Below are 26,181 nucleotides of genomic sequence, written 5' to 3' on the forward strand. Positions count from 1 at the left end.
AGGGATACCATCATGGAAGCATTGTGTCGAATATATTAATCAGCATAGTTGAGAAAGCTCTATCTTTGACCTCTTCATAATACGAGACTTGCAACTCTCTTCTCATCACATCATCATATTCATTTACCATTACGAACTCCTTAGCTATATCAATGTACTTCATAATAAGACTCCAAGTTTCAGATATACATTGTATCCTTTCGGTTTTAATACCACCACGCTCGCCATTCAAATTGAACACTCTAATTGTTTCCCTTGCTCTAAAATCTTGATTGGGATTCAATCCATCGCGCACATTCAAACTTCCATTAACGCCAAAATAAAAGTATAACTCTGGAAGATCAATATCCGCTTTAATTAAGTCCCCGGGGGAGTAACTCTGATTATCCTTATAAAAACCGCAGTGATCTGTTGCAGCACATGAGCCAAACAAATTACCCCATTCAAATGTCAGATGTTGATTTCCAGCTTTCGGTAAAAAATGCTCAATATGCTTATCATTGTTATCATTTATGTTTATTTTTCTCTCACAATAAGCACATCGCTTACCTTGCATTAGAACCAAGTAATCCCAAACAATTTTTTTATTTTTACCTTTTAGTTTTTTCCAATCATGTATTCTATAATCAAAATTGAGGAGCACCATCGGCCCCGGAATAATTCTATCTAAATTTTTCATTTGGCTTTCTTTTACTCCATTCTAATAAATCACTTTCTATCTTTTTTTAATTTATCTTTAAGTCTAAGCAAGTTAATTATCCCATCACATTCCATGATTAAAGGATGATTTTCACCATAATGGACTAAAAGTTTTTTTCGTATTGCAATTCCTTCAGAGGACTCTTCACTTCTATTTTCAATCAATTGCTTATAACGATTTAACCATTTTACTTCATCGACATTTGGGATTGGATCTGTCTTCATTCCATATAGGAGAGCGTAAGAGTTTTTCGTGCCCTTTGTTTGATACTCAGGGAGGCGTACTATTATCTCTTCACTATCATTATTAATAGGTTGAGTAACCTCAAGAATACGTAAGGATTTACTTGGTACCGTAGATACAACCTGAGGGCTATGAGTGGTTACAATAAATTGTATGTTAGGAAATGTTTTCCTTAAATTCCCTATTACCTCTTGCTGCCAACTAGGATGTAAATGGAGATCAATCTCATCAATTAAAATCACTCCATGCCCTTCCAGTGGGTTATTCATATCCGGATTCAATAAAGTTAATCTTCTTGACAAATCCCCAACCAAAGTGAATAGGGTTTTCTCTCCTTGTGATAACTGCTGAATATCTAACTTAACTCCATTTTTTGTTAGTAAAATTTTAACATCGTCATCTGTATACTTTAGTTCAATGTCCGTGAATTGTGGTAAGAATCGCATCAAAGCTTGGCGAACATTAAATAATATAGCTGAAGAATTGTTATTACCTTGGGGTTCGAAACCTAAACCCTCAATATCATAATTCTTTTTCTTTTCAGATAGTTGCCTCTCAAGATCTGAAATTGTTTTTTTATCAATACCTTCAATTTTCTTTAGGCTTACTATAGAATTTTCAATGCTTTTTATTTGCGCCAATAATGTATTTTCACCAGATTCATTTTCACGCAATGAGTCTTGTATAGACTTGTTACTTACAAAAATAAACCAATTTAAAAACTCCCCAAAGTCTCTTCTATCAAATTCAATGTCTTCATAGGCGTCAAATTTCGACCATCCTCGATAGGAGTTAGTATAATTCTTTTTATTATCTATCCCTGCACCATTACTAGAGCGCGCAACGGAATAATATGCCATAACAGGAAGGCTTGATCTAGGATAAAAAGAATTCAACACCCTAAATATCGAAGCCATCTCTTTAATATCTAGCAGATCATTGCTCCTTTTTTGCGCTGCACCTTCCTTGGCCCTTGTTATAAGCACATTAGAATTCATTTTTTTTAATTTAAACTGTGCCGACAGAGAAGCATAAGCAACATCATCTCTATTATTAATATCACTCTCTTTTATATGAAACCCACTTTTGTCTTCTCTTTGTATATTCGCACGCATCCAACTTAAGATGATAAAAACTGCATCAAGTATAGTGCTTTTCCCATAACCGTTATCACCAACAAAGACGGTCAATTTTGAATCCAAAGAAACATATAAGTCTCTTATTCTTTTATATTCGGATAGTGATAGTTTAACAATCCTAAATGAGTCTTTTTTTAGAGCATCATTAATGGCTGATATTTCTTCAGGTATAGTCCCTTTGGGGACATCAAGCCCCTCGCTTATTTTATTATTATAAAGTTGCATAAGAGAACGCACATCGCCCGCTTTCGCTTTAATTACCATGACTAGATCACCCCTTCAGAATTTAATCTTTCAATAATATCACTTCCGTACTTTGACCTAAGCCTAACAATAAACTCCGGCTCAACATTTATTGCCTGACCAATATACCCCCTCAATTTCGATATATCCTCGCGACTCAATACACCCAATGTATATTTATGGACAAGAGAGGAAATAACTCTTTTCCTGTGCCGTCCCAAGGATAGATTACCGTCATTATTAATAACAATACCGGTTACGTGCCTATTATGGGCCTTTGAAGAAAAAACTGTTTTTGACTCATTTACACTGATTCCCTTAGAATGCTTTGCAAGCATACTTCTCACTAACTTGGGGACTAAAAAAAGCACCCCCTTTTTGTTAGTGGAAAATGTTAAATCATCTGCATAACGCGAATATGATATGCCATTTCCTAAGCACCAACGGGTTAAAGCTGAATCAAAATCGTACATAACAAAGTTGCTTATGAAAGGTGATGATGGGGCGCCCACACTTAATACTAAGGTCACACTTCTTTTCTTCCCTGGTTTCCAAAAAAGCATTCCCTCAAGAAAAGATTTATCTGTGAGTGATAATTCTATTCCAGCAGAAGACAACTTTTCGAAAAAAAGAACTGGCTTTATTTTATTAAAGAAATTTTGAAAATCCATCTTGAGAAAATAAGAATTTTTCTTATGGAAATCTGCATTATCTTTTATACCTATATTCTTTCTATACGCTTTTGCGGCTTCGTGTACCAAACAACGTCCAGCCAATAAATTCACTAAGGTCTTTTGGATATCTTTAAGTTCTTTTGTTGGCTGAGCAATAATCCTGAAACCATTATTCCTTTTAGGAATAACATAGACTTTGTATTTTTTAGGTGCGGTTTGTGCAAGGCTTAACAACTCTTGATGAGAAGTGCCATGTAACTTGCTGACGGCAGAGATGAATAGCATAAAGACCTTCTTTAGGGAGGCCCGCCTAAGCGGGCCAAGCTCTTTACTAAAGACAGCGAAAGACACGTTTTCCGACTTCGCAGACATTGGCTACAGCCAAGGGATGCGAAGGCGGAAAACGTGTCTTTCGCAACCCTTAAAGAGAACAATAAATTAGAGCCTAGCTAATCGCCCGGCTAGAACGAATTGGTTCCAAACACTAAAGAGCATGTAAATACTAATGTTGACGTTTTTAAATAGCAAGCGCGCGCTCGTACCCCCGCCACGCCTGCCCGCTTTGTGTAGTGGTTTTCATGCACCTGCATGACCATAGCAAAAGCCCGCCAGTTCTGGCGGGCCGAGGCAAATGTGATCCTCTTGGGATCATGCGATTTCATGCAGCATAGTCATGCACACTCGCAGACGGATCATCAGTACCACGAATTCCTACTCCAATTGGTTCATTGAGCGGCTGTATTCATGATTGCGCAGGCGCGCCATAAGTTCATCAGTCAGCTCTGCAACCCATTCGATAGCCATGCTCTTTTCCGATTCAGTGCAGTCACTCAGAGCAACAAGTTTTAGAAATAAATCAATACGCTGGAGCTTGACCGACTCCAAAAGAAAATCCTGCATGTTCCCTCCTTCCGTCACAATAACTGTATATGTGTACAGTATATAAAACCTGACACAATGTGAAACTCTTTTTTATCTTTCAATGGGATTGGCCCGATAAGCTCACCGATCCCATGCTTCCTCCTGCAATCTGCCGTTTTGGTAGAAAAGCCGTCGCCTGGCACCTGCATTCAGGCTACAACCTCTGGATAGGAGGCTGATTTCCTCTTCATCCCCCTCAAAACCACGCGCTTTTAGTTCCATCTCTAACCGTCGGCGCTGCGGCCCCGTACAGTTATTGACAGAACTCCAAGGGGCGGCGATGCCGCCAGAAGTACCAGCCTCCGCTGACGCGTCGGCCAATTTGGCAACCTTTTCCCACTTAACCAGCCGGGTGAACACTTCAGAGTCATGAATATGAGGCGAGTAAATCCCCTGCACGCGCTGCACGTCTTCGGCGTAGTCGTTGCCCATTTCGGTGATTTCATAACAAAGGCGGATCACTAAATCCTCCCGCGCTACTAACGGGCCGCCCTGCGCCATCGTGTAAGACGCCCAGCAGCTTGCAACCGACGCTGAAGCCAGAACCGCATCCATTTTTACGTTAGGCAACCGGATATCGCCCAGGCGGCGCAGTTCGCGCCATACCGTCACCGGTGCACCGCCAATCTGCTGAAACTGTCGAATACGCCAGCGTGATGCCCATGCGCAAACAGCCTTTGCCATTGCCCGCATATCCGCGCCGGTTTCGTCGTCTTTTTCGCCCTCCATTGCATAGCCGTCTATGTTTTTGGAAATGTATTTAGCGATGTAGCCTGTTGCGCTGCCCTTCAGGGGATCGATAGGTTCAGCATGAAAACGGGCTTTAAGCGCCTGCGGCGTGGTTAGCTCGTTATTGTCTTCCTTACAGGCATAGTGTCGCATGATCTGCTGCACGCGCTCACGGTGTTCTGGAAGCATGAAAAGCAGCATGTGCCAGTGTGGCGTGCCATCGTGGTGAGGTTCTACGACACGGAAACCAAAGACGTGAATGTCCTCGCGCGCTATCGCAGCACGAATACGTGACCAGACGCGGCACAGATAACGCTGTGTGTCCCGTGGGCTTGAGCCATTCCATTTAGAGATAAAGCCACCCTGGCTATATACCGAGTGATAACGAGATGGGGCGGTCAAAGTGTAGAACTCCCCCACACAGCCAGTTTCGTTGGCGATGTCCTCAAAACCGCGCATTCTGGTCATCAGTTCGCGGCGACGCATGGCCGGATTCGCGGTGCTACGGTTAACCATCTCATCAAGTGCAATGCGGTCGCCGGTTTCTTCGTTTACCAGGTCAAAGCGTTTGAAAAAATCACGATTACGCTTCTTCTGTTCAACCCATTCGGCCAAGGTGCCGCGCGAGACATAAGGCGAAGCAGATTTCTGCACCTGTCCAACAGCAATCGCCATATGTTCCCGTTGCAGATCGCGCATCTGTTTCAGGCGTCCACGCCACCATTCTGGAGCCATCATGCGCAGCAAACCGGATTGCGCTTTGCGCAAAGGCAAATGACCTTTGCAGGCTTTAAATTCGGCCCAGTATGGCGGCTGTGTTCCCGTCAGCGCGGCCAGTTCTGCCACGTATCTATACGCTATGCAGGTGACAGTCTGTTCATCGGTTTCCTTTGGCAAAGAAATCTTATCGACAAACTCCGCCAGACTGAGCGACAGGAACGAAGCTACTTTATAGGCAAGATCACGCACATCTTGACGGTCTAGCGTAGGCAGGCGATCAAGCTGCTTAATAAAGGGGAGTTCATGCTGTGCAGCGTCATCAAGACGATAACGGCTGCGGACAAGCTGAAGGCGTGGCAATACGCTCTGGCCGATAGTCTGGCGTAGAAACGCATTGGCACGGCGTCGGCCATTGTTACCTGAGAGGATGCGGGTATAACGATCAGCAAAGTATCCGGCCAGATAGTCCGGCATATCGTGCAGATACTGACTGCGCCAACTGTGGTCATCAGGATTGACGTTCCACAGACGACGCTCAGATAGGGACATATCCGCCGGGGCAGACATACCAAAAAAATCACGCCGTTGCTGGTTAACGGCGTGGTGTTCACCAGTAAGTAAGCCGGAAAGAGACTCAGCCATTCTTAGCCTGAGATTTTGCCAGTTCCAACAGTGCAAACTCGGCCAATGCGGCAATGCGGCGGGTTTCCGCCACAAAGCTCGTGACGTTGTTCATCTCGCCCCTGAAGACCAACTGACCGATCACGTCAGAGGCCAGATCTCGGATTAGCAGGATACGGCTGTCATAGACAGCCATAGTGACCGGCACTTGCTCACGTACACCATCAATCACCTGCCAACCGGACTTTTCCAGCACCAGCTTCTGCGGCTTACCTGGCTCGTTTGATTCCATTGCTCGCACAGAGTAGCTACTGTTGATAGACACTCTCATGGCGCAGCCTTCTTACAATGTGCACCTTTCAGCTCGCTGATTTCTTTGCAGGTGACACAAACTGAGACACCCGGCAGAGCACGACGGCGTGCCTCGGGGATCTCTTCACCGCATGACAGGCAGAAAAATTCGCTCGCCCCTGCTGGGCGTAATGTCGCGTTTGCTAGATTGCGCGCCAGCTCCTCCTGCACACGCTGCTGCACTAAATCCATTGAGTCAGCCATTAGTGCAGCTCCTGAGACTGGTTTTCAAAACGCGTGGACTCTTTATCCAGCAGTTCAATAATTTCAGTCGCCGTTAGCTCTTTTTGGCGAGCATGTATTGCAAGAGCAGCAAGACGAACAGAAACAGCCAGCGCATCATCACTACGCTGCTCACTCTTTGCTTTACTCAATAGAACGTTGAGCGCGTCCTCATCAGCTTTAAATTTTCGGGTTTCGATATTTCGCATAGTTCATCCTCCAGAATTTGGGCAAAAGAATGCCCGGCGGGTTTACGCCATCTATTTGCTTTAGGTTAATTAGTTTGGAAGCGTCAGCTTTTTAGGAAATAAGCTCACGACTGCACGAAAGTGATTCATTGCTCCAATCAGCGCTACTATCTCGTCACTCGTCAGTTCACTATATTCAACGCTGTGACGCTCTTTGCTGATATTCGCCAGGAAGAATAATGCACCCAGCGCACGGTTATTTTGTTCAAACTGTTGATCGCGTTTATTACGCATATCGCTAATAAAACGCTTTAACTCATTGCCGCAATCGCCATACATCATGGTGCGCAGCGCTGATATATGATTCAGCGCATTGGCACGCTGGCCGGCATTCATCTGAACAGTGATGTTTTCAGCTTTGTAACCCATGATTTTTGCTTCCTTTTTACGCTTAAAACTGCCAGTAGCTCGGCCTGTGAATGAGCCGGATGCCAACACCTGCGTGATTCTGTTTCAATCCAGCCATGCCCGAATTCCGCTAACTGCGGTGACGGTGATTGGTGTTTTAAAAATCTGACGAAAACCTGCATAATTGCTCCCTCGTATGGTCATTTGGGGAATCCTCATGTTGAATGAATCCGAAAAAGAACTTATCGATACGCTAAACAAAAAAATCGAACTGCTTTCGTCGAAAGTTGAAACGCAGCAAATTATCATTACTGGCCTGCTTAATTGCGTTTTAAACAGTGAACAAGTTGATGCATCTCTATTCTTTTCCGCAGCAAGAATGGAACTTGATAAACTCCCTCTTCAATCAGATTCGCTTCATCTTCATCGAGATGCCATTCAAAAATTAGTGGACCGCCTACAACAAAGTTAACAGCTCAACAACGGTGATGAGATGGGACGCTTAATCTCCTTCACATCCTCACCGTGTAGCGATGTCCCATCCGTTAAAATGAAGGTGTAACAACCTCTTTTGGCGATTGATGGAAAGCACTCAGCGACGTCTTTGTCTTTCAATACACATGGAATGCCGTTATGTTTGAATTCATAAACCAGTTCTCTTTGCATTTGTTTTAACCCAGTCCAAAAGATGCGCCCAAGCCACTTAGCACATCAGCAGTGCCTGCCAGCGCGGGGGTTGATTGAACTCGCGCCTGCACTGCAAGGGCTGCCAACGCCAGACAACGAATCCCCGCGTGGACGTTCTCGACCAGATTGCGGCGGTTGGCTGTGGTTAACTTTTCATGACTAACCACTCCGGCAGCGAGTTGACCCACCTCAGCCGTCGCTTTGAGCACATAAGCAGGCAGATTTTCCTGCGCCATTTCATTCACCGGTACACATGGCAGGCATTGCAGTTGCGCCAACGCACCATCAACCAGTGTTGAATCTTCAGTGAGGTCGGTGAGGATCAGCATTTCGCGTACGGTGAGCTGGTGCACCTGCTCAGGGTTCAGCTTGTTACTAATCGTTTGGGGATTAAGTCCCGCCTTTTTAGCCAGTTGGATAATGTTGTGCTTTGCGGAAAAAGTTCGGCACGCCTCATCAAAATGGCTATGTGTGGAAACACGAAAATCAAACATGATTATTCCCTTTCGTTATCCCAATATGGATACATCAGGCTTGCATTGCGATTTCGCAGCCAGCTGCGGCTTCGATAATGAGAGCAACCATGTTGATTTGGATAAGTTCGTTAACTCCTTCTTTCTTCCTGATTGGCAAACGGTTTTCGCGATACATCTGGCGGACGGTTCCTTCCTTGTAACCAGTGCGGCGACAGAACTCTTCTACCGTAAGGTACGGCTCGGAAATCACCAGATTGATTGATGGGCGCATTGAAAGTTTACGAGTCATGATGCAGTATTCCTCAGTTTGGGTTTTAGATCGCACTATTAAACGCTATTCATCTCATCACAGACCGAAGAATAGGATCACAAATCGGATATGTCAACGAAAAAAAACACAAATCAGCATGAGGCGAAGATGGTTCGTGAAGCTGTTGAAAGTAACAGGGGTGGGAAAGATGCCATCTTACGATTAGTTGAAGCCTACGGTTTCAATAGCCGTCAGGCGTTGTGCGCCCATTTGGGGGTTTCACAAAGCACTCTCGCGAACCGTTCAGCACGCGATACCTTCCCTGCGGATTGGGTAATCATCTGCCATATGGAAACTGGAGCATCGCTTACTTGGCTCACGACAGGCAAAGGTGCACGCTTTTCGGAGGTTGAAGAATCTCGAGTTGTGATTGCAACGCAGAAAAAAATCTCAAATGGGATTTTTGAACCGATGAATGATTTCATTCTGGATAAAGGTTCACTACCTGCCGGATTGAATGCCCCGTTTGTGATCAATGCCGATAGAACCAGCTATTTGGTTGATACCTATGAAGGGGAAATCGTTGATGGGACCTGGCTCATTGAGATTGATAATTTGGTGAGTATTCGTGAATTGGTACGTTTTCCCGGTGGGAGAATCCGCGTTGAGAATGGAAAATCTTCATTCGAATGCCTGGCGACTGACATCAAAGTCTTGGGGAAAGTCATCACTCGAACCGAGCTTCTTTAAGGTAGTCAATGGCAGTTAGTAAATTACCATCCGGCAAATGGCAGGTACAGGTTTTCCCCAATGGCCGCGACGGAAAGCGCATCCGCCGCCAGTTTGCGACAAAAGGCGAAGCACTGTCATATGAGAAATACGTAAAAGAACAGGCTCAAGATAAGCCCTGGCTGGGTGAGAAAACGGATAAACGGCGGGTAATTGAGCTGGTTGAATTGTGGTTCAACACGCACGGCATTACGTTGGCGGATGGTGAGAAGCGGCGAACCACAATGGCGTTCGCCTGCGAGGCGATGGGAAACCCACTTGCAACCGAGTTTAACGCGAAAATTTTTGCGTCGTATAGGGAGCAGCGATTGAGCGGTAAGATTACCCGATCCAGCCGAGTGAAGACGGTTACGCCTCGTACCGTAAACTTAGAACTGGCGTATTTTAGGGCTATGTTTAATGAGCTTCGCAGGTTGGATGAATGGACTGCACCCAATCCATTAGAGAACGTTCGCGAGTTTAAAATCAGTGAATCTGAAATGGCTTACCTCACCATCGAGGAGATCAGAAGTCTTCTCGTCGAATGTGAGAACAGCCGTTCTCAAGATCTGACTACTATTGTAAAAATATGCCTAGCAACAGGGGCGCGATGGAGTGAGGCAGAAGGGTTAAAGGGAAACCAAATCCGCACGGGTCAAATTATCTATGTAAAAACTAAAGGTAAGAAAAACCGAGCGGTACCAATAACTGAAAAATTACAGGCTGAACTGCCATCAAGCCGGAAAGCTCAGCCGCTCTTTAAACCATGCTATTCAGCTTTTAGAAAGGCTATGCAACGCGCAGGCATCGAGACACCGGCAGGCCAGCTCACGCATGTTTTGCGACACACCTTCGCTTCTCATTTCATGATGAACGGCGGTAATATCCTTGTACTTCAGCGAATATTGGGGCACACGGATATTAAAGTGACTATGCGATATGCGCACTTTGCTCCAGATCATTTATCTGAGGCTATGAATTTAAATCCATTAACTAGAAACTTTTAAATTTAATTCATTACTACCACAGGATACAGGCATGTCAAAGATTGATATCTGGTCTACACGTATTGCTAATTTTTCACAAATCGGAGTATTGGCTTTAGCAGTGTTTGGATATTTTTATACCGTACTACCTGTTTATCAGAAGTCATTACTTGATGAAGATATAGCAAAAAAAACCCTTGAACTGGAAAAAAAAGACAAGATTCTTTCTGAACTGAATAAAGCACTAAACGAAAAGTCGACAGAATTAAGCCAACTTTTAAAGGAAGTTAATCAAGCAAAAAGTGAAGCCATTGATGCAAAAACCAACTTAAAAATAGTACAAGGAAAATTTTCCGAGCAATATTCCGAGTTAAGAGTACATCTACTATCACAATTCATATCATTATCTTACTCAGAATGTTACAAGTCATTATCCAGCACAAATAGTATATCACAGTGCCTTAATAAAATAGCTGAGTCCTCTAACTTTCGAGAACTAAACAATAGAGATAAAGAAAAACTTAGAAAAAGCATTATAAAAGAGACACCTAAAATACTCATGGACTTCTCTAATAAAAAAGAAGAATTTGATTACACCTTAGTAAAAATAAACGATGAAGCCAACCTTATAAACAAAGAATGTGAATCCAATAAATTGAAAGATGAATACAAAGATAAATTCAAAAAAATCAACATTGATTTTGAATGTGCTAATAAGAAAAATGAATTAGAAAGCAAAAAGCTTGAGGCGAATATGAAATTGATGTTTGCCAAACAAAAGTTAATGTCAAATCATTTGGAGTCGATAGCACAACAAACTCTAAACTAACCCTTTCATTACTCATTACAACCAGAGCGCGTTATTTACGCACTCTGGTTACACCCAGCCTTATACATTAAAAATAGTTTTTTTCAAAATCATCTGCTTTACCAATAGTCGGTTTTATTTTTTCAATTACTTCTTGGCAAAGGGCAATATCCCCCTGCAGAGCCTTAATCGCTTTATCCTTGATTTTAGGGATGTTATTAAATTTTCCTTTAACCATGCCTTCAGCACCAAATGCTCCCCACTCACCCGCAGTACAAATATGAACAATGAGCTCGAAACAACTGATGTTTTCCATCAGATTTGAAATATCGCCATCGTATGAACTTGCGCTTTGAGCAAAAGAATTAGCTTCAGAAAAAGTTGAAGATCCTGCCTGTTCAAAAATTGATTGGATGACCTTCTGTCTTGCCCAGTCATGCCTTTTGACATACTTCATTAATACAGGGCTAAGTTTATATTTTTCAAGAATATCATCCAAACTAGACTTAAAACATCTATCAATGATCAACTTATCCAACCCAAGAATACTATTAGCAATCTGTACAGGGTGCCTTAAATATGTATGCTGATCGGAGGATTTTGTATTTAAAATTGTATCCTCAATCATTTTATTTAATCTTAAGTAAATAATATCCTCCATGCCATTAAGCAAATTTCCATTAGTTGAAATACACTCCATTAAACATAGTCTTTTACTTTCATCCGAGCTACACTCAACAATAACTTGCTTCTTTATTTGTTCAATAACATCATTATTTAGTGGCTTACAAGACAAACCCAATAGATATCTTTTCGCATTAAGTTTTATCTGTTCATTGGTGTTATCTAACGATTCGAGGAGTTTTTTCAAGAGATACGAATATCCATCATGATGCAGGTTCTTAACACCTTCATTTACTACAACAGCATGGTCATGAATATTAGAAGTTGGGAACAAGTATGAATTGGTTAACTTAGATAGAATTTGGTCGGCAACTTGAGTTGTTGATAAAACTGGCTTTGAAAGAAATCTGTGTATCGTTTCAGAATAAACATACCGAGCTTCTTCAGCTGTGGGTTTGTGGCCAGAAGGATGCGCAGCCTTATTCCTAAGAGTTCTTAACACTGTAAGAAAATCAGCATCAATTTCCGTAATTATTTTTTCAGCCTTTAATTTATTAAGTAGATCATTTTCATACACCTTTTGCTCATCTCTTTTTTTTGATATTTCTGTAAAAATCGATCTGGCAACTCTATTTGTAGTGGCCATTCCATCTAGCTTTTTGTATAGGTCTTCAAAGATAGCAATAAATGAAAGCACTACGCACGCTCGATGCGCCCCCGTCATATAACACGTTAGTGCTTCTCGCATATATTCTTTAAGATCAACATCAACTATATCACTAATAAGTTCTTCCATATCCCTTAGGCTTGACATGATCACTCCGCTTGTTTAATTTTTGCACGATAATACCTAGAAACACTTAGTAAGCCAAAATAATATCGGCAAATTTTGATATGATTTTAGAGTTTTTAATCTAATGCAAAGCATTAGAAGGATACTTTTAGTACATGTCTCGTCAAACAAGATTGGCAGCAAAGTGGCAGCAGAGCGCAACGCTATGCGCCACTTTTCATCACTATTCGGCCTAAAGAAAACATAAAAATCAGTAAGTTACTGATTTCACTCACTTCAAATTGGGACTCATAATCGCTTGGTCGCTGGTTCAAACCCAGCAGGGGCCACCATACTCAAACTATTTATCAGCAGCATCAGTTTCCCTTCTCCTCCCGCAGCAACTGATACCGATACTCCAACTGCCTCAACAATATCTCGATCTGAACCTGTTCACCGCTCTGATTTCCCTCGTCTTCAGCGTAACGCCGTAGCTGCTCCTCAACTGGAGGGTGCTGATTAAATGCCTGCATTACTGAAAATATGCTGGATTTCAATTCACTTACCGTCAGGTATTTGCCGCGCGTTTTATCCAGACGGTTAAGCTGTTCTGTCAATTGGTGTAACTCAGCCATTCCTTGCTGCCAGCTCTGTAAGCGCTCAAACGGAATAGCTTCTTTTACCCTACGTTGTTGTTCCATGTGCGCCTGTTGTTGCATTTGCTCATACCTGAACCAGACCACACCTCCCAACACCATCGCCCCAGCCAGTAGCGCGCAACAGGCACCGCTGACGAAAGGCTTTAGCATTGAAGCTGATGCTCCCATTGTAGGCTGAATGACATAGACTTTCGGAGTCGGCGGTTCGTAGAGAGGCTGCGGCATATTTACCGCCCCCTCCTTAAGATGCGCGATCGCAGACTTTATCTGCTCGTACAGAGCGCCTGTCTGACCTGCATCTCTCATGCCATAGCCTGTGAGCGTATCACGGAGTGACTGGAGCAATGCTTCGCTGCGGTACAACCCCGCTAACTCATCCTGATGCTGAAACATACAGCAACGCAGAAAGTTCTGGAGCCGACGTACCAGGGTACTAATGATATCCATACGCGCCGACATGGCCTGCGGCCACAGTACCGCCCATTGACGTGCAATCAGCGCCTCGAGGATACTCAAACCTTCGTTCAAGCCATGCACCCCAGCCGTGTGCATGCGCGCCAGGGTGTACCAGGAGGCGCTTTGCAACTCCACGCCATTCAACTCAAACAATGCGAGACAGAGCTTCTCGACATGTCGCCAGTCCACATCAGGCCGGGCAGGATGAGAAAGTTTGCCTATCTCATCACGCAACGTGACGTATTCGCTGAAGGTACGCGGGTCTCCACCGGTCTGGATTGGTTGGGGAGGTAGTTCGCTCATCATCCGTTGATTATCCTTTGGTTATGCGATCGCTGACTGTGCCTGTTCACGCCATCCTTCCTGAAGGGCGCTTTTCACCTGGGCCAGATGCTGTTCACTGTTGATCGCTCTCTGTTGTGCCACCACCACACCGGGTTCCCGGGTGAACTGACGCAGACTGGCAGACTCCGCCAGCAGCGGCACGGGCGCTCCGCTCTGACGGTCCACTACCTCCACGTCGTACACGGCCAGAGCCGGGGGAATGTCCCTGTCGGATTTGACCCTGAAGCGGAGGAGGACTGGCTCATCCCGGGTGACCATCCCCGGTACCTTCCCGTCAACCACCAGCGGTGCCAGCGACTTGCTGCACTTGTCGCCAAAGTAAATCATCCGGTAGCGGAAGTAGCTGCCCCAGGGTTCACGACTGCCCAGACTGGCGTGGAGAAACCAGGCGCGCGAGTCATGCACCTGGTCATCAAACAACGCCATAAGCAACCCGTCAGCAGATTCAAGCAGATCCCGGTGTTTTTGCTCCCCTGCCGCTTTCATTCTGAGGTACTCCGTCTCCTCATCATCGCTGTTCAGCAGAAAGACCACCTGCTGCGTCTTATCCACCAACACCTCCATTGCGCTGTTCAGGCTGCGAAAGACTTTGTGATAATCCTCTGCAAATTCCTGTGCCGCCTCCCTTAACTGCGTCTGCGCCATATCCGGGTCGAAATCTTTAATACCCGGCTCCGGGAGATAATCTTTCAGCCTGCAAGCAGCTCCCGGTGTTTTTGCTCCCCTGCCGCTTTCATTCTGAGGTACTCCGTCTCCTCATCATCGCTGTTCAGCAGAAAGACCACCTGCTGCGTCTTATCCACCAACACCTCCATTGCGCTGTTCAGGCTGCGAAAGACTTTGTGATAATCCTCTGCAAATTCCTGTGCCGCCTCCCTTAACTGCGTCTGCGCCATATCCGGGTCGAAATCTTTAATACCCGGCTCCGGGAGATAATCTTTCAGCCTGGCCGATTTACGTCTTCTGCCCTCCACGGCAGCCTGGTCCTTATCCCTCTGGATTCTGGCCTGCCTGCGGACCTCCGGACTGGCCTGGGTGTCTGTGGCGCGCTGATAGAAAGGAGTCTGCAACAGCGTTTTCAGCGCATAACGGTTGATGCGCCAGCCGGTTATCCAGGCCATCTGTGCATCGGCGGCCACTTCCAGGCAGACCGGGGCCTGAGTGGGCTGGTAATCAGCAGCCTGAAGATCATCAAAGGTGTCGGGGGTGGGGAGGTTAAGGGTGCGTTCGCGCCAGGCGTTGAAGCGGTGGATTAAGATTGTATCAACGTCAAAATCAGAAAGAACGTCAACACCCATTATTCTCCAATTTTGTAACTCTAAACTTTGTATCTGTATTTTATCAGGTACTTTTAACGGTGCTCCCGCTTTAAATGCCTCTGCATATAAATCGTTTAATACAATCTGTGAAAGCAGAAGGCTGTCATCGCTACCGTTAGCTTTACCCTGGTCCCCCCGTGGATACCCGCCCCCCACATCAGAATGCATGCCCGGATAAATCACCTCGACGCTGTTCGCCGGGTATTTCCCGTTGCCGCGCCGGATGGAATCCAGCGGAAAACACAGGCGCTGCTCATGGGAAGACACCAGATGCACACAGCGTTTAATCAGGCCGCCGTAGGTGGTCTCAACCGGCAGCTCCAGCGTGCCATCCGCCCACGACATATGCCCGTCAGCCAGAGGGACCATATGTGCCACACCCACCGAGGCCACCGTGTCCAGCAGACCGAGAAACTCCACGCTGAGGGGAATTTTCATCCCCTCCACCGCCAGACACTGTTCAGGTCTGTCTTCACCCGCTGCGGGAGGGGGCAGCAGCTCACTGAGCCAGCTGACAAAGGCACGCGCGGCGGCCGCTCCCCGGGAAAAGCCGTAAATATACAGTTTGATACCCAGCAACTTCGGTTTGCCCGGCTCCGGCTGCTCCAGTGCGTTTTTCAGCCGGGCTTTCAGCGCCCGCAGCTGTCGGGTAAATTCCTCATAGCGGTTATGACTGCCGCCAAAACCGAAGTGGGCCCAGCTGGTTTTCATATTTTCCAGTGCTGCGCGGCTTTCGCTTTCGGAAAGTTTCAGGCCGTCCTGACCGGGTTCTTTTAACGTCCTTTTCAGCACATCAATAATACGCAACAGCGCCCAGTTAATCCGCCCCTCCCCGTTACTGGCGAATGCCAGCCCCCATGTGCTGTAATCCAGGTCATCAATTTCCGGGAACGGCGTGCCCACGCCGGGAATATAGAATTTGAAATAGTTCTCCGCCCCGATATCGAATAACTGCGCCTGTTGTGCACCGACACCGCCCGCATAACCGCTGCCGATGGTGGCACTGAACAGCCGGGCGATATTGGTCGGATGTGGCGGGTCAGACAGATACAGGTCGTTATTCAGGTTATTGCCGGTGCCGTCGAAAAACAGGCTGATATGCAGCGTTTTGCAGCAGGGAGGCTCCACCCGTCGTCCGGCAGCCAGACAGAGTTCCTGACGATACGCCCGCTCCCGGCTGTTCTGTTTTTTGCAGTTTTCGCCCACCAGCGAGGCAGCCGCCGGTAAACGGCCCTGCGCCGGAAATGCCGGGGGATACCAGACCTGTGCTTTGTCGGTTATTTCGGACATACCTTCGGCTCCTTCATCCTGATGGGCTCTTTGATGGGATAGGACGGACTGCCATAGGTGACACAACTGGTGGTCACTTTAATTTCGTCGCAGGGCAGGAAATGGACGGTGATGCCGCAGGTATCCTGGCCGTTATAATCCGGCAGCGGCACCGTCCTGGTATGTTGGCGGTTCTGCGCCTGCATTTCTTTTTTCCAGGCTTTGTATTTCTCTCGATCAGCAAACCCCGGGAATCCTTTTGAACCGCCAACCCCGGTCTCCCAGTCCACCCTCACCGTCATCCCCGGCTGCCATTTCTCCGGTACGCTAAAACAACAGCCTCCCCCGCCACCCTGATACGGGCCGATAATATCGATGCCGGACTGACCATTGATGCTGAAGCGATTAATTGCCCAGTGGGTGTGATTAATCGCTTCAATCACTCCGGCCCCGGCCTGTGACGGCATACAGATCGACAAAAACACCAGGCCGGCTAAAAAAGCGGCACACGAAATACGACGGATTATTTCGGACATACTTTCGGCTCCTCCATCCTTAAGGGTTCTTTAATCGGGTAGTTCGCATTACGCGGCGACCAGCAACTGGTGGTCACCTTAATCTCGTCGCAGGGCAGGAAATGGATGGTGATACCGCAGGTATCCTGGCCGTTATAATCCGGCAGCGGCACCGTCCTGGTATGCTGGCGGCTCAGGGCCTTCATTTTCTTCTCCCAGGCCAGATATTTCGCATCGTCTCCGAATCCCGGAAAACCCTCCATATCACCCACCCCGGTCTCCCAGTCCACCCTCACCGTCATCCCCGGCTGCCATTTTTCCGGTACGCTAAAACAACAGCCTCCCCCGCCGCCCTGATACGGGCCGATAATATCGATGCCGGACTGACCATTGATGCTGAAGCGATTAATTGCCCAGTGAGTGTGATTAATCGCTTTAATCACACCGGCCCCGGCCTTTAACGGCATACAGATCGACAAAAACGCCATGCCGGCTAAAAAAGCGGCACACGAAATACGACGGATTACTTCGGACATACTTTCGGCTCCTCCATCCTTAAGGGTTCTTTAATCGGCAGCGAGTATTACGCTGTTCAGCACAGGTATCGTTTTACGCAGCGGGTGAACGTAGCCATGCTTATCCACCAGCCACACCAACGCTCTGATCTTCCAAAGACAGCACAATGCCCTGCTCAATATCCCAGCCCAGCGTCAGGACGGTGGGTTTATGCCCGGCAGCGATCAACGTCAGTAGTTGTTGGCTTAGTACCGGGAGAATTTGTTGGTTCAGCAGATTGTCGATATTACGTGCGCCGCTATCCGGCAACAGGCAGGCGGAGGTGAGGGCGTCATACAGGTTTTCTTCAAGCCTGGTACAGACGCCATAGTGTTGAGCCAGGCGTTGGCTGACCAGGTCCAACTTCATGGCAACGATGGTGCGCATCGCTGCCGGTGTGAGTGGCCGGTAGATCACCGTCTGGAAGCGTGCCAGCAGGGCTGGCTGGAAATGGTCACGCAGCAGTGGACGTAACCGTTCCTGTAGCTCAGCATCGCTGGTGTCGGGATGCGCCTCCAGGAGTTGCATCAGTGGGTCGCTGCCGAGATTGGAGGTCATCAGGATAACGGTATTGCGAAAATCGATCTCGCGACCTTCACCGTCGCGCATAACTCCGCGATCGAATACCTGATAAAACAGGTTCAACACATCTGGGTGCGCTTTTTCCACTTCATCCAGCAGCACCACGCTATAGGGACGCTTACGTACCGCTTCCGTAAGGATACCGCCCTGACCATAACCGACGTATCCCGGAGGTGAACCCTTAAGCTGACTGACAGTATGCGCTTCCTGATATTCGCTGAAGTTGAGGGTGATAAGCGAGCGCTGACCACCGTAAAGGGTATCCGCCAGCGCCCGGGCGGTTTCGGTTTTTCCGGAGCCGCTGCTACCCACCAGCAGAAATACCCCTTGTGGACCATTTTCCGCAGCGAGACCGGTTTTGGTTGCCCGCAACCGCTGTGCAATTGCATGCAGCGCGTGATCTTGTCCAACAATGCGCTGGGCCAGCGCGTTGTCCAGCATCAGCAACTCACTCTGTTCATCTTTCATTAATGAGGAGAGCGGGATGCCGGTCCAGTCAGCGACGACATTCGCCACCGTGCGTGCGTCCACATCGAGCGCAAGCAGTGGTGCAGTCTGCTGAACCTTAATCAGCTCATCCTGTAGCGCGGCAATCTCCTGTTCGCGGGAAGGATCGCTGCGGCAAGCCAGCAGCTGTTCCGTTAGTTTTTTTTCCTGTTGATATCGCGTTTCCAGCACAGCCAGATCGTCATTATGCTGGCGGATAAGCTGCCGGGTCTCCGCCAGGCGGTTGTTGCCGTCATAATGGCCGACAGCACAATCCTCCAGCAATGCTTGTTGTTCGATCTCAAGCGCGACAATTTGCGCCCTGAGTCGTACCAGCGATTCCGGCACAGTGTCCAGGCTCATGCGAACCCGCGCACTGGCGGTGTCCAGCAGATCAACGGCTTTATCCGGCAGTTGCCGGCCCGTCAAATAACGCCGCGACAGGGCCACCGCAGCACGCACCGCCTCGTCTGAAATGTAGACGCCGTGGTGTTGTGCATAGCGGGATTTCAGGCCACGTAGCATCAGGCAAGCGGTTTCATCATCTGGCTCATCAACCTGCACGCGTTGAAAACGCCGTTCCAATGCTGCATCACGTTCGAAATATTGTTTGTATTCACTCCAGGTAGTGGCCGCGATAGTGCGGAGTTCCCCCCTTGCCAGTGCCGGTTTCAGCAGATTGGCAGCATCGACGCTACCCGCCGGATTGCCTGCGCCGATCAGGGTATGGGCTTCATCAATAAACAGCAGCACCGGGCTGGTTGCCTGCTGTACTGCCGCAATGATATTTTTCAGCCGTTGTTCAAACTCACCTTTTACACCCGCCCCCGCCTGGAGCAGGCCCGGATCAAGAGTACGAACGCTAACTGACTTCAGGCTATCCGGTACGTTTCCCTGCACGATACGCAGCACCAGCCCCTCCACCAGCGCGGTTTTACCCACGCCAGGTTCCCCCACCAGAATCGGATTGTTTTTGCGTCGGCGGGCGAGGATATCCACCATCTGACGGATTTCATTGTCACGCCCGAATACCGGATCGATATGACCAGCGCGAGCGCGGGCCGTGAGATCAAGGGTAAAACGATCCAGCACCGCCTGATGTACATCGTGTTTTACACCGGGAGCAGGCAATGCCGCTGTGGCACTAAAAATCTCAGGCGGTCTGACCCGCTCATCGGACTGTTCTTCAAGCAGTGGGCACAAGCGATCAAGCTGAGTTTTACCCAATGTCAGTAGCGGCCAGAGTTCATCACACACCAGCAGCGCTGGGGTATCCACGATCGCCATCAACACATGGAGCGTGCGAATCTGAGTGCTTTCATTTTCCAGCGAAGCACACAACCAGCTCTGCTTCAGCAATGTTTGCAAGCGAGCTGAAAGCGAGGGATTGCTGCGTACCGTACAAGGCAGAGTATCCAGATAACGCAACAAAGATTGCCAGATGGCATCCAAATCCCATGCATAACGACGGGCGATCACCGTCAGATCACCTTCCCCTGCCTCCAGTAACTTCAGCAGCCAGTGTTCAGGCGTGATCTCTGCGTGGGCACGCGTCTGACATAAAGAGGCCGCAGCCTCGAGGGCTCGCGCGCAGAAGGGATTGAGGCGTCGCAACAAAACGGCGGATTGATGTTCCATATCTCTTTCTCCAATTCAGGCACGCTACCGCCCCTGGCCGTAACCCATGCCCATCAGGTGTTAACTTCCGGTGTTGTTTGCCGAGCAGAATAAAAGCGGGCGGCAATGCCGCCCGCGCTGGTTTAGCCAGCAGCAACCGCGACAGGTCGCGCATTCCACTCATCAGAATGAACAAGGTTGCCGTCTTTATAGTTCCAGGTGATTTTCTCGTAGCGCAGCTCAATCTCTTCCAGGTGATTGCGCTTCTCTTTGGTGGCGTCTTTGATGTCATGCATCAGTGGACTTACCTTCACCACCTTTACTTTTTCCAGCTTGATGTTGAAGTACTCCACTTCGTTCCCACCACTATCGATGAGGTAATATTTCAGTTCAGCACTCTCAAGCGTCTGGCCGGTGCTCACCGCCTTGTAGAGATAGGGGCTGGAGGAGTCGATCGCTTTGGTAAACTGCAATGGCGCATGGATACGAGTGCCTGTCACCTTGCCGGTATTGTCATCGGTGGGGATATGCACCTGATGTTTCAGTGCGACCACCTCAATGCTTCCCTCTCGGTTTTCGGCCTCGACCGAGCCTTTAATCGCCCCGCCGCCATCGTCCTTCAGCCACAGATAAACTGGAATCGCCATAATTTTTACTCCGTTAAGTGTTGATTACCGTCACCATCCCGTGATGACAGCAGGGTGTCATCTGGCACCTGACAGGCATCTGCCTGCGGCACCAGATGGATTTCGACACGCCGGTTGGTCGCGCGCCCCTCCGATGTATCGTTGGTAGCAAGAGGACGGCTGACACCGTATCCCTGCACCGCAAAGCAGCTCTCCGCTATAGCACCGGTGTCCCGCATCCAGTTACGCACGGCTTCGGCACGCTTCAGTGAAAGCTGCTGATTAAATCCGGGATCGCCGGTATTGTCGGTATAGCCGCTGATCACAATCAGCCAGCCCGGTCTGGCTCGAATGCCAATCAGGGCATTAATCAGTACTTTGGTAGAGCCCGGCTTCAGCTCTGCTTTGCCAGAATCAAACAAGGCCAGGCTGTCAAGTTGGGCAATCGTCGGTTGGGGTTCAGGCTGGTGTGGATGCAATGGAGGAGGCTGCCAGCTACGGATAGCATTCAAGACGGGCAGGTGCAGACGCTCACCACGATACAGCCCCAGTCCCAGATACAAAGGTGCACCCTGTCGAGCCCAGTGGTTCAGCTGAGCAGCATCCTCTCTCAGTACCGCAACTGCCGCCGCTTTTGGCGCTGCCTCAGTCATGGCGATAGCCTGGTAACTGGCGAGATCAAACGCGATACGACGGATAAGCGACTGGTTGTGCCATGCGCTGCAACTCATCGCGATGATCGCGGAAACAAACAAGCCCGTCAGGATAACCGGCAGCGCCCGGCGAAAAGGGGTAAAGCCCTGCCCGCGAGGTAACAAGGGTAGGAGGAAATCAGGTTGGGCATACTCATCCTGGTTTGCCGACCAGCCAGCAACCAACTGCAAAGCGGTGTGCCTGGACAGCCATTGCCGCCAAAGTGAATCCGGCTGTTCCTGCACCAGCGCGGATTGCAGCGCGCTGAGGATGGCATAAGGTGGCACTGCATCAACATCCGGATGCTGCGCAGTAAAGATCTGGCGCACCTGCTGGCCGAAACCGCGCTCCACCGCGTTAAACAGCATCTGCTGCTGTAGCACGGTGCTATCCGCCTTTGCTAACCACTGCTCGATGGATTGTGGTGCCTGTCCCTGGTACCAGATCTGCGTTCCCGCCTCTGAGGTCGTAACTTGCCACAGAGGAGTTGCCGTCAGCGTGACGTTGCCCGCCACTCTGATGGTTATCAGCAACGGCAACGCCTGCCGCGTTTCACGCCGCAGCACACCAATTTGCCAACGTAATTCATGAAGCTGGTTTTCCAGCGCTGCGTGTTGTGTATGCTGCTGCGGATTAACGCTGATACAGACGGCAATCTGTCCACCCCAGCCAGGGCGACATTGCAGCAACTGACGCAAAACATGCTGGAGCTCGCTGCTGGCCGTGATGCGTATCCAGCACCCCTGGGGCACGAGTCGGACAAATTCTCCCTGCGGCCAGCCCTCTGCGTCATCGCCGCAACACAGCACCACCGGTAGGCGATAGCCCGCGTCTGGCAAAGCCTTACTGAATGACGGAGCAGAATGTGGAGAGCGACGGAAAGCAGCCCACCACATCTTCCAACGCTGAAGTGCAGACTTCATCCTTTCACCTCGGGCGGCAGTGTCGCTATCAGTTGATCCAGCCAGCGATCCAGCCCCCACCACAAAGCCAACAGCAGCAACGCGGCAATTCCCAGGCGAACCGGCCAGTGGCTCAACACGCCCTGCGACAAACCGCTGCCAGCCCCAACCAACAGAGGCTGATCAGTGGTGAGCGAGCAAGGGGGAACACGTTCATTGAGCGCCCCGATCAGGTTTTGACGCTCCGCAACGTCCAGCGACGGATAGCCGCCAAGGAATCCCAACAACATCACCCGATGAAAGCACTTCACTACCTGAGCATCCGCAGCGGGCTGGCTAAGTACCTGCCGCATCCGGTCACACAACGTTTCACCGGCATCGATGGTATGCAGAAAGTGCCCCTGAAGCGGCAGGTGATACCACTGCGTGCAGGCATCATCCTGCACGCCACGCCCCTTGACCGCTTCATCAAGTAATGCACAATGCGCGCACAGGATATCGTGACGGCTTTCGTCACTGACGCCTGCATTACGCAGGGCTTTCTGAACCCGCTCGATGTCAGTCACGCAACGCTGCCATAACGCTTTGCCCTCTCCCTCCCTGAATTGTGGCTGATGCCGAAGACTGATGACCTGGAGCCAGCAGTTCAGCATCAGTGCATCAATATCCACGGGACTTTCCAGTTGGTTGTCACTCATGTTCTTAGTACCGCGAAGAGTTCAAGTTCCGGGTCCCCCAGGGTACCGGGGACGTAAAACATGCAGCAGCCGCTTTCCAGCATCGCGCGTGCTGCCGGATGCGACAGGTCGAGTGAGAAATATTGATTTTCCAGCCGCAACGGAATGGCGGCTGGAACATGGCTCAATGGCTGGAGTGGAACCCCCAACTGTGAAGTGTTCACCAGGCTGACAACATCATCCGGGCTGCCCACTTTGCACTGACGTGGAACCTGTTCCTGAAGTTGCACCACGGGTAAGGGTGAGCGTACGGAAAGATAGAAATCCGCCTCTTCACGCAAACGAGGATCATTGAGGCGAGCACGCCACTGGCGCAGCCTGCGATCATGGCTCATCTCAATCGCCACCACGCGTGAAGGCAGGCTGGCTTCCAGCAGCTGGGAAAGCAGCCTCAATAACGGCGGAAATACATTGTTGAGATCATCATGCTGATAGCAAGGTATCGCGTTGACCTGGTGCTCGAGGGAAAATGTCAACAAACTACCCGCCAGCCGTGCCAGTTCCGGATATAACCGCTCTGGCGCGCTTTGCGGATAGCGCAAGAAATTTGCCAGTATCGGCTCAGCGCTGTTCAACGCATTTAACAACCAGAACAACGACACATCTGCGACAGCGAAATCAGCCATACGCTGGTTGCTCTCACGACGCATCGCCATCAGACGAGCCAGCCGCGCACGCAGCTGCGTCATCAGTTGTTCCAGAGAAGTCATTAACCCGCAATGTCCACTCATCACCAGCAGCGGGGGAAGAAACTGACTGTCAATTGTCCAGGTTCCCTGCGCATCTCGTTGCAGACGCACCAGTGGACAGGTCAACCAATCGCTGTTGTCCTGATGGGCAAAGCGCAGCGCCAGCTCCGGATGCAACACGGCAATCTGTTTTGAGTCATCACCAAACAGATTGCGAATGTCGCGCCAGTGCTGACGAAAACGCACCGGACGTTCCGCCACCTGGTCGGGTTGCAGACAATTGCCGCCGTTGGCGTACATTTGCGGGAGCGCCAGCACCACGACCCCCTCCTTGTGCTCAGAACTCAATGTCAGTGTCGGAGGGAGTGGATCGGCATTTTGCGTATCAATCAACGTTCCATCGCGAAAACGGACCCGCAGATGCCGGGGCTGAAGCCGACCCTGCCTTAGCGATTCCAGTTCAAACTCAGCCTGAAATACCCCCCAGGGGTGATTGAGCCCCATGTTTGCCAGACACTCACTGCGCCAATCCATCCAGGCCGTCTGCTGTTGGAAATGCTGGGGCGAGATCATCACCCCCCGCCCCCACAGCGGTTGTTCGGTTTTCATCCCTGATTACCACCCTTACGATTTCGCTTTTGGCATCTGTGAAACCAGCGACAGGTTGACATCCATGCCTTCCACCTGGAAATGCGGCACCGCGAACAACTTCACGCGGAAAAAACCGGGGTTATCTTCAATGTCTTCCACCACCACCCGAGCGTCGCGCAGGGGGTGCGATGCCTGAAGATCATCGCCGGGATCAGTCATCTCCGTGACCAGGCTACGTACCCAGGTGTTCAACTCCATCTCCAGCAGACGTCGATCCTTGGTGGTACCGATATTTTCACGCTGGATCATCTTCAGATAGTGCGCAATTCGCGATAGCAGAAAAATGTAAGGAAGTCGTGCGTTGATGCGGCTGTTGGCGGTGGCATCGGCAGTGTCATATTGAACCGGCTTTTGCGTCGAATTAGCCGAGAAAAAGCAGGCATAATCGCGGTTTTTGTAGTAGCTCAGCGGAATAAAGCCGAGATTGGCAAACTCAAATTCACGGGTTTCCGGGATCATCACTTCGGAAGGTATTTTTACCTGATTACCCGTGCCAAGATCGTAGAGGTGGATAGGTAAGTTCTGTACTGCACCACCCGCCTGTGGACCGCGAATTTGTACGCACCAACCATTGTGGATAAAACTGCGCACCATGTTGGCGGCAAAGGCGAAGGACGCGTTAATCCACAGATATTTATCATGATCCGGGCCTTTCACCTCCTCGACGTAATTAAAGCTACGCACCGGCACGGTATCCGGACCATAAGGCAGACGTCCCAGCACACGGGGCATAGTCAGGCCGATATAACGCGCATCATCACTTTCCCGGAAGGACTTCCACTTGATGTACTCGGCGCGGTCGAAGTAATTGCCGATATCCTTGATGGCGGCGACCTCTTCCATATTTTCTTTCAGGAAAAATGCCGGGCCGACGGAACCGATAAATGGCATATGTGCCGAGGCCGCCACCCTGGCGATATTACGCAACAGGGCAATATCCTGGGCGGAAGCATCAAACTCCCACGCCGAGATCATCGCCGCAATGGGTTCACCACCGGGAGTGTCATACTCGCTGACGTATGTTTGCAGATAGAGGCCGCTCTGGATAATCTCCGGTGAATCTTCAAAATCCTGACGCAGGGCTTCTTTGGAAAGGTCCAGTAGAGCAATTTTGACGTTCTGGCGAAAATCGGCCTTATCAACCAAAGATTTCAGACCACGCCAGGTGGACTCAACTTGCTGAAAAACGGGGTGATGCATTACCAGGTCAAGCTGGCGACTGATTTGTTGATCAAGGTGTGCAATGTGGAGATCCAGCAACGTTTTGTCGAGCTTCTCAACTTTCGAACCATGTTGTTTCAGGCATTCCAGTAGCACCTGCATCGCTGCGGTAACGCGTTCATCCGCACTGGCATCGGACATTGCCTGATTGTCCTGCCAGATGTCTAACTCACGAAGTTGCGACACCGGATTGAGATTAATTTTTTCGAACAGGGAGTTATAAATACCGGCCGAAGCTGGTCTTTCAAGCACAGTCGTTTGACCGCCAGTAGCAGTTTCATTCTTTGCAGACATGACTATTCTCTCGTATTAATCCATTAAATGACGGG

Annotated in this window: 28 protein-coding genes; 4 read left to right on the top strand and 24 right to left on the bottom strand. The window is 49.1% G+C overall.

The features are described 5' to 3' along the window. Window positions 1-10: 10 nt before the first annotated feature. The 10 genes from AC6I8N_RS17445 to AC6I8N_RS17490 all read right to left on the bottom strand — a co-directional run bounded on the left by AC6I8N_RS17445 (window position 11) and on the right by AC6I8N_RS17490 (window position 7,341). Complete coding sequence (locus AC6I8N_RS17445; RefSeq protein ID WP_497829584.1) at window positions 11-679, bottom strand: retron system putative HNH endonuclease; 669 nt, start codon at window positions 677-679, stop codon at window positions 11-13. A gap of 29 nt (window positions 680-708) precedes the next feature. Continuing rightward, on the bottom strand, window positions 709-2,346 hold the full coding sequence (locus AC6I8N_RS17450) for an AAA family ATPase (RefSeq protein ID WP_497829585.1): 1,638 nt from the start codon (window positions 2,344-2,346) through the stop codon (window positions 709-711). A 2-nt stretch (window positions 2,347-2,348) separates the two neighbouring features. Further along, the gene (locus tag AC6I8N_RS17455; protein ID WP_497829586.1) at window positions 2,349-3,284 is read right to left on the bottom strand and encodes a retron St85 family RNA-directed DNA polymerase; all 936 of its coding nucleotides are present in this window, start codon (window positions 3,282-3,284) and stop codon (window positions 2,349-2,351) included. Between the two features lie 426 nt (window positions 3,285-3,710). Beyond that, window positions 3,711-3,899, bottom strand: coding sequence for a hypothetical protein (locus tag AC6I8N_RS17460; RefSeq protein WP_013510583.1), 189 nt, complete (start codon window positions 3,897-3,899; stop codon window positions 3,711-3,713). A gap of 102 nt (window positions 3,900-4,001) precedes the next feature. Further along, window positions 4,002-6,011 (bottom strand): replication endonuclease, encoded by a 2,010-nt coding sequence (locus AC6I8N_RS17465; RefSeq protein WP_497829587.1) that lies wholly within the window; start codon window positions 6,009-6,011, stop codon window positions 4,002-4,004. Continuing rightward, on the bottom strand, window positions 6,004-6,321 hold the full coding sequence (locus AC6I8N_RS17470) for a DUF5405 family protein (protein ID WP_497829588.1): 318 nt from the start codon (window positions 6,319-6,321) through the stop codon (window positions 6,004-6,006). The genes AC6I8N_RS17465 and AC6I8N_RS17470 overlap by 8 nt, the downstream gene beginning before the upstream one ends. After that, a complete protein-coding gene (locus AC6I8N_RS17475) occupies window positions 6,318-6,545 on the bottom strand; it encodes a TraR/DksA family transcriptional regulator (protein WP_497829589.1) in 228 nt (75 codons plus the stop codon). The genes AC6I8N_RS17470 and AC6I8N_RS17475 overlap by 4 nt, the downstream gene beginning before the upstream one ends. After that, a complete protein-coding gene (locus AC6I8N_RS17480; RefSeq protein WP_497829590.1) occupies window positions 6,545-6,772 on the bottom strand; it encodes a DUF2732 family protein in 228 nt (75 codons plus the stop codon). Before AC6I8N_RS17480 ends, AC6I8N_RS17475 begins: the two co-directional genes overlap by 1 nt. Before the next feature lie 69 nt (window positions 6,773-6,841). Beyond that, window positions 6,842-7,180, bottom strand: coding sequence for a DUF5347 family protein (locus AC6I8N_RS17485; protein ID WP_497829591.1), 339 nt, complete (start codon window positions 7,178-7,180; stop codon window positions 6,842-6,844). Next, entirely contained in the window at window positions 7,144-7,341 is a 198-nt protein-coding gene (locus tag AC6I8N_RS17490) for a phage filamentation protein Fil family protein (protein WP_497829592.1), read from the bottom strand. The genes AC6I8N_RS17485 and AC6I8N_RS17490 overlap by 37 nt, the downstream gene beginning before the upstream one ends. Before the next feature lie 35 nt (window positions 7,342-7,376). Between AC6I8N_RS17490 and AC6I8N_RS17495 the strand changes: the two genes are divergently transcribed. Continuing rightward, window positions 7,377-7,631, top strand: coding sequence for a hypothetical protein (locus AC6I8N_RS17495; RefSeq protein ID WP_497829593.1), 255 nt, complete (start codon window positions 7,377-7,379; stop codon window positions 7,629-7,631). A gap of 199 nt (window positions 7,632-7,830) precedes the next feature. On the opposite strand, the gene AC6I8N_RS17500 is transcribed toward AC6I8N_RS17495, so the two are convergent. Both AC6I8N_RS17500 and AC6I8N_RS17505 read right to left on the bottom strand, forming a co-directional pair. Beyond that, window positions 7,831-8,340, bottom strand: a complete 510-nt coding sequence (locus tag AC6I8N_RS17500; protein WP_497829594.1) for a phage regulatory CII family protein — start codon at window positions 8,338-8,340, stop codon at window positions 7,831-7,833. Window positions 8,341-8,374: 34 nt separating this feature from the next. Then, a complete protein-coding gene (locus AC6I8N_RS17505) occupies window positions 8,375-8,611 on the bottom strand; it encodes a regulator (protein WP_497829595.1) in 237 nt (78 codons plus the stop codon). Window positions 8,612-8,701: 90 nt separating this feature from the next. On the opposite strand from AC6I8N_RS17505, the gene AC6I8N_RS17510 reads away from it, so the two are divergent. The 3 genes from AC6I8N_RS17510 to AC6I8N_RS17520 are packed head-to-tail and all read left to right on the top strand — an operon-like array spanning window position 8,702 to window position 11,155. Continuing rightward, window positions 8,702-9,322, top strand: a complete 621-nt coding sequence (locus AC6I8N_RS17510; RefSeq protein ID WP_497829596.1) for a phage repressor protein CI — start codon at window positions 8,702-8,704, stop codon at window positions 9,320-9,322. 8 nt (window positions 9,323-9,330) lie between these two features. After that, window positions 9,331-10,347 carry a phage integrase gene (locus AC6I8N_RS17515; RefSeq protein ID WP_497829597.1) on the top strand — a complete coding sequence of 339 codons (1,017 nt, stop codon included), beginning with the start codon at window positions 9,331-9,333 and terminating at the stop codon, window positions 10,345-10,347. A gap of 31 nt (window positions 10,348-10,378) precedes the next feature. Continuing rightward, window positions 10,379-11,155, top strand: coding sequence for a hypothetical protein (locus AC6I8N_RS17520; RefSeq protein WP_497829598.1), 777 nt, complete (start codon window positions 10,379-10,381; stop codon window positions 11,153-11,155). A 67-nt stretch (window positions 11,156-11,222) separates the two neighbouring features. Here AC6I8N_RS17520 and AC6I8N_RS17525 read toward each other — a convergent pair whose 3' ends face one another. The 12 genes from AC6I8N_RS17525 to tssC form a co-directional block, all read right to left on the bottom strand. Beyond that, window positions 11,223-12,572 carry a DUF4145 domain-containing protein gene (locus tag AC6I8N_RS17525; protein WP_497829599.1) on the bottom strand — a complete coding sequence of 450 codons (1,350 nt, stop codon included), beginning with the start codon at window positions 12,570-12,572 and terminating at the stop codon, window positions 11,223-11,225. 335 nt (window positions 12,573-12,907) lie between these two features. Continuing rightward, a complete protein-coding gene (locus AC6I8N_RS17530; protein ID WP_497829600.1) occupies window positions 12,908-13,951 on the bottom strand; it encodes a VasL domain-containing protein in 1,044 nt (347 codons plus the stop codon). An 18-nt stretch (window positions 13,952-13,969) separates the two neighbouring features. Then, window positions 13,970-14,635 (bottom strand): T6SS phospholipase effector Tle1-like catalytic domain-containing protein, encoded by a 666-nt coding sequence (locus AC6I8N_RS17535; RefSeq protein ID WP_497829601.1) that lies wholly within the window; start codon window positions 14,633-14,635, stop codon window positions 13,970-13,972. A 44-nt stretch (window positions 14,636-14,679) separates the two neighbouring features. Beyond that, on the bottom strand, window positions 14,680-16,599 hold the full coding sequence (locus AC6I8N_RS17540) for a T6SS phospholipase effector Tle1-like catalytic domain-containing protein (protein ID WP_497829602.1): 1,920 nt from the start codon (window positions 16,597-16,599) through the stop codon (window positions 14,680-14,682). Further along, entirely contained in the window at window positions 16,587-17,045 is a 459-nt protein-coding gene (gene tli1a, locus AC6I8N_RS17545; protein WP_497830708.1) for a Tli1a family immunity protein, read from the bottom strand. Before tli1a (AC6I8N_RS17545) ends, AC6I8N_RS17540 begins: the two co-directional genes overlap by 13 nt. 56 nt (window positions 17,046-17,101) lie before the next feature. Further along, complete coding sequence (gene tli1a / locus AC6I8N_RS17550; RefSeq protein ID WP_497830709.1) at window positions 17,102-17,581, bottom strand: Tli1a family immunity protein; 480 nt, start codon at window positions 17,579-17,581, stop codon at window positions 17,102-17,104. A 148-nt stretch (window positions 17,582-17,729) separates the two neighbouring features. After that, window positions 17,730-20,354: a type VI secretion system ATPase TssH gene (tssH, locus tag AC6I8N_RS17555; protein ID WP_497829603.1), complete on the bottom strand. Its 2,625-nt coding sequence runs from the start codon at window positions 20,352-20,354 to the stop codon at window positions 17,730-17,732. Between the two features lie 122 nt (window positions 20,355-20,476). Further along, window positions 20,477-20,980: a type VI secretion system tube protein TssD gene (tssD, locus tag AC6I8N_RS17560; protein WP_497829604.1), complete on the bottom strand. Its 504-nt coding sequence runs from the start codon at window positions 20,978-20,980 to the stop codon at window positions 20,477-20,479. 5 nt (window positions 20,981-20,985) lie between these two features. Then, entirely contained in the window at window positions 20,986-22,575 is a 1,590-nt protein-coding gene (locus AC6I8N_RS17565; protein ID WP_497829605.1) for an OmpA family protein, read from the bottom strand. Continuing rightward, on the bottom strand, window positions 22,572-23,252 hold the full coding sequence (gene tssL, locus AC6I8N_RS17570; protein ID WP_497829606.1) for a type VI secretion system protein TssL, short form: 681 nt from the start codon (window positions 23,250-23,252) through the stop codon (window positions 22,572-22,574). The genes AC6I8N_RS17565 and tssL overlap by 4 nt, the downstream gene beginning before the upstream one ends. Further along, window positions 23,249-24,589, bottom strand: coding sequence for a type VI secretion system baseplate subunit TssK (gene tssK / locus AC6I8N_RS17575; RefSeq protein WP_497829607.1), 1,341 nt, complete (start codon window positions 24,587-24,589; stop codon window positions 23,249-23,251). Before tssK ends, tssL begins: the two co-directional genes overlap by 4 nt. 15 nt (window positions 24,590-24,604) lie before the next feature. Beyond that, on the bottom strand, window positions 24,605-26,146 hold the full coding sequence (tssC, locus tag AC6I8N_RS17580) for a type VI secretion system contractile sheath large subunit (protein ID WP_497829608.1): 1,542 nt from the start codon (window positions 26,144-26,146) through the stop codon (window positions 24,605-24,607). Window positions 26,147-26,181: the final 35 nt, after the last annotated feature.

The sequence above is a fragment of the Pantoea sp. X-Soil-TKNS-1279 genome (assembly GCF_059730565.1).

What these genes read in the sequence shown, in the direction of transcription:
- AC6I8N_RS17445 (WP_497829584.1), bottom strand. Translation starts at nt 679, where the DNA reads ATGAAAAATTTAGATAGAATTATTCCGGGGCCGATGGTGCTCCTCAAT.
- AC6I8N_RS17450 (WP_497829585.1), bottom strand. Translation starts at nt 2,346, where the DNA reads ATGGTAATTAAAGCGAAAGCGGGCGATGTGCGTTCTCTTATGCAACTT.
- AC6I8N_RS17455 (WP_497829586.1), bottom strand. Translation starts at nt 3,284, where the DNA reads ATGCTATTCATCTCTGCCGTCAGCAAGTTACATGGCACTTCTCATCAA.
- AC6I8N_RS17460 (WP_013510583.1), bottom strand. Translation starts at nt 3,899, where the DNA reads ATGCAGGATTTTCTTTTGGAGTCGGTCAAGCTCCAGCGTATTGATTTA.
- AC6I8N_RS17465 (WP_497829587.1), bottom strand. Translation starts at nt 6,011, where the DNA reads ATGGCTGAGTCTCTTTCCGGCTTACTTACTGGTGAACACCACGCCGTT.
- AC6I8N_RS17470 (WP_497829588.1), bottom strand. Translation starts at nt 6,321, where the DNA reads ATGAGAGTGTCTATCAACAGTAGCTACTCTGTGCGAGCAATGGAATCA.
- AC6I8N_RS17475 (WP_497829589.1), bottom strand. Translation starts at nt 6,545, where the DNA reads ATGGCTGACTCAATGGATTTAGTGCAGCAGCGTGTGCAGGAGGAGCTG.
- AC6I8N_RS17480 (WP_497829590.1), bottom strand. Translation starts at nt 6,772, where the DNA reads ATGCGAAATATCGAAACCCGAAAATTTAAAGCTGATGAGGACGCGCTC.
- AC6I8N_RS17485 (WP_497829591.1), bottom strand. Translation starts at nt 7,180, where the DNA reads ATGGGTTACAAAGCTGAAAACATCACTGTTCAGATGAATGCCGGCCAG.
- AC6I8N_RS17490 (WP_497829592.1), bottom strand. Translation starts at nt 7,341, where the DNA reads ATGCAGGTTTTCGTCAGATTTTTAAAACACCAATCACCGTCACCGCAG.
- AC6I8N_RS17495 (WP_497829593.1), top strand. Translation starts at nt 7,377, where the DNA reads ATGTTGAATGAATCCGAAAAAGAACTTATCGATACGCTAAACAAAAAA.
- AC6I8N_RS17500 (WP_497829594.1), bottom strand. Translation starts at nt 8,340, where the DNA reads ATGTTTGATTTTCGTGTTTCCACACATAGCCATTTTGATGAGGCGTGC.
- AC6I8N_RS17505 (WP_497829595.1), bottom strand. Translation starts at nt 8,611, where the DNA reads ATGACTCGTAAACTTTCAATGCGCCCATCAATCAATCTGGTGATTTCC.
- AC6I8N_RS17510 (WP_497829596.1), top strand. Translation starts at nt 8,702, where the DNA reads ATGTCAACGAAAAAAAACACAAATCAGCATGAGGCGAAGATGGTTCGT.
- AC6I8N_RS17515 (WP_497829597.1), top strand. Translation starts at nt 9,331, where the DNA reads ATGGCAGTTAGTAAATTACCATCCGGCAAATGGCAGGTACAGGTTTTC.
- AC6I8N_RS17520 (WP_497829598.1), top strand. Translation starts at nt 10,379, where the DNA reads ATGTCAAAGATTGATATCTGGTCTACACGTATTGCTAATTTTTCACAA.
- AC6I8N_RS17525 (WP_497829599.1), bottom strand. Translation starts at nt 12,572, where the DNA reads ATGTCAAGCCTAAGGGATATGGAAGAACTTATTAGTGATATAGTTGAT.
- AC6I8N_RS17530 (WP_497829600.1), bottom strand. Translation starts at nt 13,951, where the DNA reads ATGATGAGCGAACTACCTCCCCAACCAATCCAGACCGGTGGAGACCCG.
- AC6I8N_RS17535 (WP_497829601.1), bottom strand. Translation starts at nt 14,635, where the DNA reads ATGGCGCAGACGCAGTTAAGGGAGGCGGCACAGGAATTTGCAGAGGAT.
- AC6I8N_RS17540 (WP_497829602.1), bottom strand. Translation starts at nt 16,599, where the DNA reads ATGTCCGAAATAACCGACAAAGCACAGGTCTGGTATCCCCCGGCATTT.
- tli1a (WP_497830708.1), bottom strand. Translation starts at nt 17,045, where the DNA reads ATGCCGTCACAGGCCGGGGCCGGAGTGATTGAAGCGATTAATCACACC.
- tli1a (WP_497830709.1), bottom strand. Translation starts at nt 17,581, where the DNA reads ATGGCGTTTTTGTCGATCTGTATGCCGTTAAAGGCCGGGGCCGGTGTG.
- tssH (WP_497829603.1), bottom strand. Translation starts at nt 20,354, where the DNA reads ATGGAACATCAATCCGCCGTTTTGTTGCGACGCCTCAATCCCTTCTGC.
- tssD (WP_497829604.1), bottom strand. Translation starts at nt 20,980, where the DNA reads ATGGCGATTCCAGTTTATCTGTGGCTGAAGGACGATGGCGGCGGGGCG.
- AC6I8N_RS17565 (WP_497829605.1), bottom strand. Translation starts at nt 22,575, where the DNA reads ATGAAGTCTGCACTTCAGCGTTGGAAGATGTGGTGGGCTGCTTTCCGT.
- tssL (WP_497829606.1), bottom strand. Translation starts at nt 23,252, where the DNA reads ATGAGTGACAACCAACTGGAAAGTCCCGTGGATATTGATGCACTGATG.
- tssK (WP_497829607.1), bottom strand. Translation starts at nt 24,589, where the DNA reads ATGAAAACCGAACAACCGCTGTGGGGGCGGGGGGTGATGATCTCGCCC.
- tssC (WP_497829608.1), bottom strand. Translation starts at nt 26,146, where the DNA reads ATGTCTGCAAAGAATGAAACTGCTACTGGCGGTCAAACGACTGTGCTT.